The sequence below is a fragment of the Geminisphaera colitermitum TAV2 genome, assembly GCF_000171235.2.
GTDB lineage: Bacteria > Verrucomicrobiota > Verrucomicrobiia > Opitutales > Opitutaceae > Geminisphaera > Geminisphaera colitermitum.
Window position 1 is genome coordinate 1 of record NZ_ABEA03000037.1, and the last position, 8,856, is coordinate 8,856.

At 61.1% G+C, this 8,856-nt stretch carries 9 protein-coding genes; 6 read left to right on the forward strand and 3 right to left on the reverse strand.

The features are described from left to right. Both OBACDRAFT_RS03915 and OBACDRAFT_RS03920 read left to right on the forward strand, forming a co-directional pair. A partial coding sequence (locus OBACDRAFT_RS03915) for a hypothetical protein (protein ID WP_043582992.1) occupies positions 1-1,976 on the forward strand: 1,976 nt, incomplete at its 5' end. 385 nt (positions 1,977-2,361) lie between these two features. Then, positions 2,362-3,279 carry an ABC transporter ATP-binding protein gene (locus OBACDRAFT_RS03920; protein WP_043582993.1) on the forward strand — a complete coding sequence of 306 codons (918 nt, stop codon included), beginning with the start codon at positions 2,362-2,364 and terminating at the stop codon, positions 3,277-3,279. 392 nt (positions 3,280-3,671) lie between these two features. Here OBACDRAFT_RS03920 and OBACDRAFT_RS03925 read toward each other — a convergent pair whose 3' ends face one another. Continuing rightward, positions 3,672-4,421 carry a type II secretion system protein gene (locus OBACDRAFT_RS03925; protein WP_043582994.1) on the reverse strand — a complete coding sequence of 250 codons (750 nt, stop codon included), beginning with the start codon at positions 4,419-4,421 and terminating at the stop codon, positions 3,672-3,674. A gap of 137 nt (positions 4,422-4,558) precedes the next feature. On the opposite strand from OBACDRAFT_RS03925, the gene OBACDRAFT_RS26180 reads away from it, so the two are divergent. The 3 genes from OBACDRAFT_RS26180 to OBACDRAFT_RS03935 are packed head-to-tail and all read left to right on the forward strand — an operon-like array spanning position 4,559 to position 5,532. Then, positions 4,559-4,885 (forward strand): helix-turn-helix domain-containing protein, encoded by a 327-nt coding sequence (locus OBACDRAFT_RS26180; RefSeq protein ID WP_081721794.1) that lies wholly within the window; start codon positions 4,559-4,561, stop codon positions 4,883-4,885. A gap of 3 nt (positions 4,886-4,888) precedes the next feature. After that, on the forward strand, positions 4,889-5,122 hold the full coding sequence (locus OBACDRAFT_RS03930) for a hypothetical protein (protein WP_157836911.1): 234 nt from the start codon (positions 4,889-4,891) through the stop codon (positions 5,120-5,122). Then, complete coding sequence (locus tag OBACDRAFT_RS03935) at positions 5,119-5,532, forward strand: type II toxin-antitoxin system VapC family toxin (protein ID WP_043582997.1); 414 nt, start codon at positions 5,119-5,121, stop codon at positions 5,530-5,532. The genes OBACDRAFT_RS03930 and OBACDRAFT_RS03935 overlap by 4 nt, the downstream gene beginning before the upstream one ends. Before the next feature lie 87 nt (positions 5,533-5,619). Here OBACDRAFT_RS03935 and OBACDRAFT_RS03940 read toward each other — a convergent pair whose 3' ends face one another. Both OBACDRAFT_RS03940 and OBACDRAFT_RS03945 read right to left on the reverse strand, forming a co-directional pair. Beyond that, entirely contained in the window at positions 5,620-6,024 is a 405-nt protein-coding gene (locus OBACDRAFT_RS03940) for a translation initiation factor (protein WP_043582998.1), read from the reverse strand. Further along, a complete protein-coding gene (locus tag OBACDRAFT_RS03945; RefSeq protein ID WP_232766616.1) occupies positions 6,021-6,275 on the reverse strand; it encodes a hypothetical protein in 255 nt (84 codons plus the stop codon). The genes OBACDRAFT_RS03940 and OBACDRAFT_RS03945 overlap by 4 nt, the downstream gene beginning before the upstream one ends. Before the next feature lie 176 nt (positions 6,276-6,451). On the opposite strand from OBACDRAFT_RS03945, the gene OBACDRAFT_RS03950 reads away from it, so the two are divergent. Continuing rightward, on the forward strand, positions 6,452-8,856 hold a 2,405-nt coding region (locus OBACDRAFT_RS03950), incomplete at its 3' end, for a 2-oxoglutarate dehydrogenase E1 component (protein WP_043582999.1).

The following is an 8,856-nucleotide window of genomic DNA, read 5'->3' on the forward strand; positions in this document are numbered from 1 at the left end:
CTATTCCCCCCACTCCCACCCCGCCCGTCACCCCCGCCAGCCCCACCGCCGACGACGCCATGAAAATCCTCGGCACCGGCAACTTCGAGAGCAACACCCTGCTCTCCATCATCAACAAAGCCTTCGACACCAACAGCGACTCCATCAACCCCGAGAACGGCACCCTCCAGTGGAAAGGCCACACCTACAACCTCGGCCAGATCCGCGTCTTCCGCGCCCGCTTCGAACGCTACCTCGCCCTCCCCGCCTCGATCGACACCGACATCCACCGCGCCATCGTCAACGAAGTCCTCGCCCTCCTCTCCACGCGCGACGGCGACAACGCCCGCGACAACATCACCAAAGCCTGGCAACTCCTGTATCGCGCCGCCGAATACGACGACGACGGCGGCGCCAGCCTCACCGTTGCCAACCAAGTCTTCAACGCCTGGCGCATCCGCGACGAAAAAGAAGCCCTCCGCGTCACCCAAACCGAACTCGACCGCATGCGCCGCCAGCAACGCGGCGACATCACCTACAGCGGCGACACCCTCTCCCGCCAGACCGCCGGACGCATTGCCGACACCGTCAACCGCACCACCACCCCCAACACCAGCGGCACGAACACCACCAACATCAACACCGGCAACACCACCAACACCAACCGCAATCGCAACAACCGCAACACCGCCGCCCCCGCTGCCGACACCACCTCCGGCGCGCCCACCGACGCCTCCAACCCCGTCGGCCTCGGCTTCCGCATGAGAGACCTCGTCGAGACCGAAGCCAAAATCAAAGCCGTCGAAGCCAGCGAAATCCTCACCGGCGCCCAAGCCAAACTCCAGTTCCAGACCGCCCTCGTAAACCTCTTCCTCCAACGCCGCTTCCAGCACTGCCTCATCGCCTCCAGCTTCTACCGCTACATCTTCAAAGGCACCGCCCAGACCCTCGAAGTCGGCAAAAAAGAAATCTCCGGCTTCCTCCCCAGCACCGACCTCGCCATCTCCGTCGAAACCCTCGAATACCTCTCCCGCGAAGCCATCAACGACGTGGACAGCTCCATGCACGCCGTCCGCGCCAGTTACGACGAAGGCCAGCTCATGCTCGCCCTCGAACGCCTCCAGGAAACCTTCTTCCTTGGCGAATACGTCCCCTCCGTCACCCAGTTCGAGCGCGAGAAAAAACAAAAACTCCTCGAACTCTACCGCAAAGTGGACGAAGCCCGAAAGCTCGCCGACCTCAAGGATTTCGACGCCGTGGACAAACTCGTCGCCACCGTGGGCGAACTCACCAAAGACTTTCGCGCCGCCGAAGTCACCTCCGCCATCCGCTCCGCCCAGCGCATGAGCACCCTCGCCCTCAACGCCGCCCAGCAAGCCATCTACGCCAACCCGCCCAACTACATCAAAGCGCAGGAATACGTCGAAAAAGCCGCCCAACTCTGGCCCCTCAACCCCGCCATCAAACTCTACACCGACGGCATGTCGCAAAAAACCGACGTTGTCCTCCAAGCCGCCACCGCCTTTGACGACGCCTTCAAACGCGAAGACTTCCGCACCATTTACGACCGCCGCGCCGAACTCGGCGCCATCCTCATGGGCGACCCCCTCCGCGCCCCCCTGCTCAAGGACATCATCGAACGCATGAGTCGTATCGAAATTTACCTTACACAAGCCCGCGAACTCCTCGCGCAAAACAACGCCTTTGCCGCCTGGGAAGCCCTCATCGCCGCCACCCCCCTCTCACCTGGCGACGTCGTGCTCAACCAGCGCAAAGCCGAACTCGCCCCCCGCGTCGCCGAATTTGCCGGACGCCTCGACACCGCCCGCCGCCACGAAGAAAACGCCCGTTACGCCGACTCGCTCACCCAGTATCTCGCCGCGCAAGACCTCTATCCCGCCAGTGCCACCGCCCGCCTCGGCATCGAACGCGTCTCCCAACTCCTCCTCGAAACCCTCGCCCCCAAGCCCCTCGCGGCGGAGCCGGCAGGATCGTAGGGAAAAGAAGTGGCGCGGGCGTCTCGCCCGCTGTAGGGGCGTCGCTTGCGACGCCCGCGCACGCCATTTGAGGCCACGTCCTGCATACGCGGGCTTCGCAAGCGAAGCCCCTACGCGTGGCGCGGGCGTCTCGCCCGCATCTGCGGGAGGTGCCTCTCAGCCTTGTCTCAGGACGGCGCTCCGCGTAACGACAGTTAAAAAACAAAGGCCGTTGGTTTTATTCGCGTCTATTCGCGTCCATTCGCGGTTGGCCTGGCTGGTTTGAACGAAAATTTCAGCCACCGAAAACGCCAAAACACCAAGATTCTTCCTTGGTTGCTCTTCGTTTCCTTCGTTGCCTTCTGCTCAATTTTCAGGAGTTCCCTGAACCTTGCCATTCCCGCTCATGATCGAAGTCCGACAACTCACGCGCATCTTTCGCACCTACAAAAAACAACCCGGCTTCTGGGGCGGCGTCCGCGGCCTGTTTCATCGCCAATACGAAGAAACCGCCGCCGCGCGCGACATCACCTTCGACATCGCCGAAGGCGAATTTGTCGGCTTTCTCGGTCCCAACGGAGCCGGCAAGACCACCACCCTCAAAATGCTCTCCGGCCTCATTCACCCCACGAGCGGCACTGCCCGCGTGGCCGGCTTTGACCCCGCCCGCCGCGACAACGCCTACCGCCGCCTCTTCGCCCTCGTTCTCGGCCAGAAAAACCAACTCTGGTGGGACCTCCCCGCCCAGGAATCCTTCCTCCTCCTCCGCCACATCTACGGACTCCCCGCCGCCCAATATCAAGAGACCCTCGACGAACTCGTCACCCTCCTCGACGTGCGGCAAAAACTCAACGTCATGGTGCGCGAACTCTCCCTCGGCGAACGCATGAAGATGGAACTCATCGCCGCGCTCCTGCACCGCCCCCGCGTCCTCTTTCTCGACGAACCCACCATCGGCCTCGACGTTGTATCGCAAAAATCGGTACGCACGTTCCTGCGCGACTACAACCGCCGCCACCGCACCACCATCCTCCTCACCAGCCACTACATGGCCGACATCAAGGAGCTTTGCGAACGCGTCATCGTCATTCACAAAGGAACAAAAATCCACGACGGCGACCTCTCGCTCCTCGAAACCGCCGGAGGACGCCAGAAAATCATCAAATACCGCCGGGCCGACGCCGACGACGAGACCACCCTGCACGTCCCGGCCACCGAAGTCGTGACCACCTCGCAACGCATTCTCGCCGAAGGCCCCGTGGCCGACATCACGATTGAGGACGTCCCCATCGAAGACATCATCGCCGACCTCTTCCGCCGCTAAGTCACCATCGACACAGCACCTCCCCCCGTGGCGCGGGCGTCTCGCCCGCTGTAGGGGCGTCGCTTGCGACGCCCGCGCACGCCATTCGATGCCACGTCCTGCATGCGCGGGCTTCGCAAGCGAAGCCCCTACGCGTGGCGCAGGCGTCCCGCCTGCATCTCGTGTTGCTCTCCAAAAACAATAAAGGACGACCATTGCGGGCCGTCCTTTGGTATTAGATTACCGCTGACTCCAATCAAAACGGTAACAAAGAGACCACTGGCGCGCGCCCCCACTATGACCTTTGGTTAAAGGATAGCTAACGGGCATCAACTGCGATGCGTGCATGAGATTGACGTTTACACACACAAGCGCGCGCCAGTGGAGAATGTTAGGGAAAACAGATCAGCCAATCACTCTGCAGCCTTTGGTTCGTAAATCTTGGTATTCGTTGCGTGTGGGAGCGTGTGGTTGATGTCAGCCGTGACTTTCCCAACTTCGGCGGTAGCTTGACTCGTTCCTTTGATTAAGGACTGCCCCGCCTTGATCGTCGCCGTGGAATACCAGCCCACGTTGCCACCAAGAAACGCGATATGCCCACCATCCGTTTTCCACGGAAACTTGGCATCGTTCCAGCCATTGGCACCACCCGCTGCCAAGCCACGCGTCCATGCGATTGGCGTGGTGGAAGCATCTGTCGCCGTCAGGCCGACCATGTATTCGTAACTCGTATTTTCGTATTTGAAGTTGGTTTCGAGCCCCGTCTTGTCCGACTTCATGACTGTGGAAACGCTCTTGTTTTTGGTACCATCGTCATCAGAGCCAGTGAACCAGATCGAGCCGTCGTTCAAACCGCCGCCATAGGCGAGTTGGAAACAGACACCTGCCAGCGTCTCATCCGCTGTATCGCTGGCGGACGAGGTGGAATTTTTGAGGCCAGGCAGTTTGTCCTGCATGTCGGTCGCGTAGATGAGCGATGCTTGGGCAATCTGCCGAAGATTACTGGAGGCGACGGATTTTTTGGCCGTCTCGCGAACCTTGCCCACGGTCGGGATGATGATCGCTGCCAGGATGCCGATGATGGCGATCACGGTCAGCAATTCAATTAAGGTGAAGCCGCGCGCACCAAAACGCCGGCGGGAGGGGATGTTTGATTTTTTCATGGGTTTAGTTATACCTTTTGAACAACTAAACGATTCATAGGAAATAGAATCATCCATTCGTTCAGCGAGTTAATGGCAACTAATCCAAATTATAGTTTGGAGACGGTCAAGCGGAAATCATCACTTTAGTTTGCACCGTGAACGCCAAGGAAGCCAACCTTCGCCGGGATCGGATTTATCAGGAAGTGATACGTTTGCTTCGTGAGGAACGAGAGGCGGCGCGGATGTCGATGGGAGAGGTGGCATGGCGTTCCGGTCTTTCGCAGCCCATGGTCAGCTATGTGGAGCGGGGCACTCGTATGCCCACTTTGGATACACTTCTGCGCATGGCGGATGCCCTCGACCTCAGCCTCCCCAAACTCCTCCGCAAAGCCGAAACCGCCGCGCGCTTTCCCCCCGCAAGCATCAAAAAACCGGATGAAACGCTGGCAGGCAGACCCTTGACTCCGCCACGTGTCGAATGAACCGTGTCCGCCATGCCACAGATCAACCTTCGCATCACGGAACGCCAGCATGCCAAACTGCTGCACAATGCCCACCTACTGGACAAAAAACCCAACGACTATCTGCGTTCGCTGCTGGAAAAAGAGGACGAACTTATCACTGGCGAGGACGCCTATCGTCGTGCCATCGCCTCGGTTAAGCGTCTTCGTGCCGCCGGTCGTCTCAAAGCCCGTCGTCCAAGCAAAGTCGCGGCATGAAGACCCTGTTCCTGGACAGCTCGATTGTCATCCCCTTTGTCTCGGGCATCCGGGGAACAAAGGAAGACAGAAAAAACCCTGCAAATCGCAAGGCGCTCCAATTCATCCGGGAAACCAAGGCCCCCGTCAGAATCAGCATCGTAACGTTTGCCGAGACGTATCGAGATTTTGGATGCGACCCCGATGTGGCGCAGTTGCTGATCGACACGTTTGGCGCGCCCCTGCACCTGACCATGAACATAGCCCGCCGCTGGGCACGGATGCAAAACCGCAGCGACCGGACAATGGGCGACAACGATGCGTGGATTGCCGCGCACGCCATCGTTGAGGGAGGCGAAGTCGTCGGGCATGACGAAAAGGCGTTCAAGGGCCGTCCTGATCTCACCTACATCGACTTCATAAAATCATGATGTTACGCGGCAGCGATGGGGACATCCTCCCCCCCCCCCGCCTCGCCCTCCTGCATTTCAGCTTTTTAGCTTTTTAGCTTTCCCCCATCACCCTCCCGCGAACACCACGCGAAACCCCGCCTCGGTTAAAATTTTGGCGACCTGATCGCGTTTGTCACCCTGCACCTCGATCTGGCCGTCCTTGACCGTGCCGCCGCAACCGCATGCCTTTTGCATTTTTTTCGCCAGTTGCTCCTTCTCCGGCAGTCCGATGCCGACAAACCCCTTGACCAGCGTCACCGTTTTCCCGCCCCGTCCGGCGGTCGTCCGCAGCACATCCACGCGACCACGATTCTTCTTCGCGCTTGCGGGCGCAGTCACCGCAGAAACCGCCGCCGCCGCCACCGGCGCACCAACCGGCAGATTCAACCCCGCCAGCGCGCCAAAGGGATTTTGCCCCAACCCCTGACCGCCATCCGTGGAAATCTTGCCCGGTTTTTGTTCCCTGCTCATCGCCCCGCCCCCCGTTCCGCCGCATCGCCGCCGAGGAACATCAGCGCCTTCGCATAGCTCCTGTTCTCAAGAAAATGCACCAGTTGCGGATGCAAGCCCGCGCCACGCCCCCGCGCCGTCAGGTCATCCAGACGCGCCGTGTTTTCGCTGACCGCCCGGGCGTCAGCCTGCTTGATTCCCGTCAACAAGGCGGCAAGCGCTTCTTTGATCTCGGTTTCCATTTTCAGTAAGTTGTAATCAGCTTCGGTCATCGGGAGTTCAGACAAACTCACATCGTGAGCCGCTGACCCCTCGGCGCTTGAGAAAAAGACTAAATGGGATATTCATTGCCAATCCTTTCCTTAAACCACCGACCACAAACACAAACCGCCCGCGATTTTAGCCACAGATTAACCACTAATGCGCGCGCATCAGTGGTTAAAAAATCATGAACCCGACCCTTCCCACCCGCGCCAATTCCGCGATCCTCGAACAAACCTACTCTCAATGGCTCGACAATCCCGACTCCGTTGACCCCACCTGGCGCGCCTTCTTCCAAGGATTCACCCTCGGCACCACCGGTTCCCCCATCGGCGCCGCGCCCGCCTCCGACATCAAGATCATCGACAGCTACAAGCAGGCCCAGGTCGGCCGCTTCATCAACGCCCACCGCTCCCACGGTCACCTCGAAGCCCACCTCGATCCCCTCGGCGACGCCCCCCCCCCCCATCCCAAGCTCGCCCTCGCCTCCTTCGGCCTCACCGACGACGACCTCGACGAAGCCTTCACCTTGACCAACTTCAAAGGCGGCGGGCAAATGCGTCTCCGCGACATCGTCGAAGCGGTCAAGGACACCTATTGCAGCAACGTCGGCGTCGAGTACATGCACGTGCAGGACCACGCCGCGCGCGAGTGGCTGCAAGTCCGCATGGAGGCCACCAACAACAACCCCGCCTTCACCAACGCGCAAAAACGCCGCATCCTCTCCCGCATCCACAAGGCCGAGCTTTTCGAAAAATTCCTCCACACCAAGTACGTCGGCCAGAAACGCTTTTCCCTCGAAGGCGGCGAGACGCTCATCGCGGCCCTCGACGCCATGATCGAACACGCGCCCGATGTCGGCGTCGAGGAGTTCGTCCTCGGCATGGCCCACCGGGGCCGCCTCTCCGTGCTCGCCAACACCCTGCGCAAACCCTTCGACGTCCTCTTCGAGCAATTCTCGGAAAACTACATCCCCCACACCGTCGCGGGCGACGGCGACGTCAAATACCACCTCGGCTATGAAGCCGCCCTCGAAACCACCACCGGCAAGACCATCGAAGTCCGCCTCGCCGCCAACCCCTCGCACCTTGAAATCGTCAACCCCGTCGTCGAAGGCAAGACCCGCGCCCGCCAGCGCATCCGGGGCGACGCCACCGAACGCCGCCGCGTATGTCCGCTTCTGATACACGGCGACGCCGCCTTTGCCGGCCAGGGCGTCGTGGCCGAGACGCTCAACTTCTCCCAACTCCCCGGCTACCGCACCGGCGGCACCCTTCACTTCGTCATTAACAACCAGATCGGCTTTACGACCCTCCCCAGCGACGCTCGCTCCACCCGCTACTGCACCGACGTCGCCAAGATGATCGAAGCCCCCATCTTTCACGTCAACGGCGACGACCCCGAAGCCGTCTGCATGGTGGCCCGCCTCGCCCTCGAATTCCGCATAAAATTCCAGCGAGACATCGTCATCGACATGTATTGCTACCGCCGCCACGGCCACAACGAGGCCGACGAACCCGCCTTCACCCAGCCCACCCTCTACAAACAAATCGCGCAACACCCCCTCGTATCCACAATCTACACACAACGTCTCGCCGCCGAGGGCTCGCTCACGCAGGCTGACTCCGACGCGATCAAAGCCCAGTACACCGCCGCCATGGACGCCGCCTTCGAGAAGGCCAAGCTCGCCGACATCGAGCGCGCCGCCGCCGGCGAACGCGGCGACCAGTTCCGCGGCTCCACCGCCGTCTTCCAGCCCGCCTACTCCCACGCCCCCGTCTCCACCGGCATCAGTAACGAATCCATCGATACACTCGTCCGCGGTCTTACCCACCTCCCGCCCGGCTTCCATCCCAACCCCAAGATCCGCCGTTTCCTCGACGCCCGCCTCCGCGCCCGCGAAGAAGGCGGCCCCGTGGACTGGGCCTACGCCGAAGCCCTCGCCTTTGGCTCCCTTCTCCTCGAAGGCATCCCCGTCCGCCTCAGCGGTCAGGACTGCGAACGCGGCACCTTCAGCCACCGCCACGCCGTCCTTTACGACTACGAAAACCGCGAAAAATACATCCCCCTCCGCCACCTCGCCGCCAACGTCGTCACCACCGTCCCCTTCACCGCCAGCGGTATCGCCCCCGCCGATACCACCGCCAAGTTCTGCGTTTACAACTCCCTCCTCTCCGAAGCCGCCGTCCTCGGCTTTGACTACGGTTACTCGCTCGACTACCCGCAGATGCTCTGCATTTGGGAGGCCCAGTTCGGCGACTTTGCCAACGGCGCCCAGGTCGTGATCGACCAGTTCATCAGCTCCGCCGAGTCCAAATGGCAGCGCGCCAGCGGCATCGTCCTCCTGCTTCCCCACGGCTACGAAGGCCAGGGCTCCGAGCACTCCTCGGCCCGCCTCGAACGCTTCCTCCAACTCTGCGCCGAGGACAACATTCAGGTCGCCAACATCACGACCCCCGCCAACTACTTCCACGCCCTGCGCCGCCAGATGAAGCGCGACTTCCGCAAGCCGCTCGTCGTCATGTCCCCCAAATCCCTCCTGCGCAACCCCATCGCCGTCTCCATGTTTTCCGACTTCACCGAAGGCCACCA

Bases quoted from the DNA above. Each gene is read 5' to 3' on its own strand.
- OBACDRAFT_RS03920 (WP_043582993.1), top strand. From the start codon at position 2,362: ATGATCGAAGTCCGACAACTCACGCGCATCTTTCGCACCTACAAAAAA.
- OBACDRAFT_RS03925 (WP_043582994.1), bottom strand. From the start codon at position 4,421: ATGAAAAAATCAAACATCCCCTCCCGCCGGCGTTTTGGTGCGCGCGGC.
- OBACDRAFT_RS03935 (WP_043582997.1), top strand. From the start codon at position 5,119: ATGAAGACCCTGTTCCTGGACAGCTCGATTGTCATCCCCTTTGTCTCG.
- OBACDRAFT_RS03940 (WP_043582998.1), bottom strand. From the start codon at position 6,024: ATGAGCAGGGAACAAAAACCGGGCAAGATTTCCACGGATGGCGGTCAG.
- OBACDRAFT_RS03945 (WP_232766616.1), bottom strand. From the start codon at position 6,275: ATGACCGAAGCTGATTACAACTTACTGAAAATGGAAACCGAGATCAAA.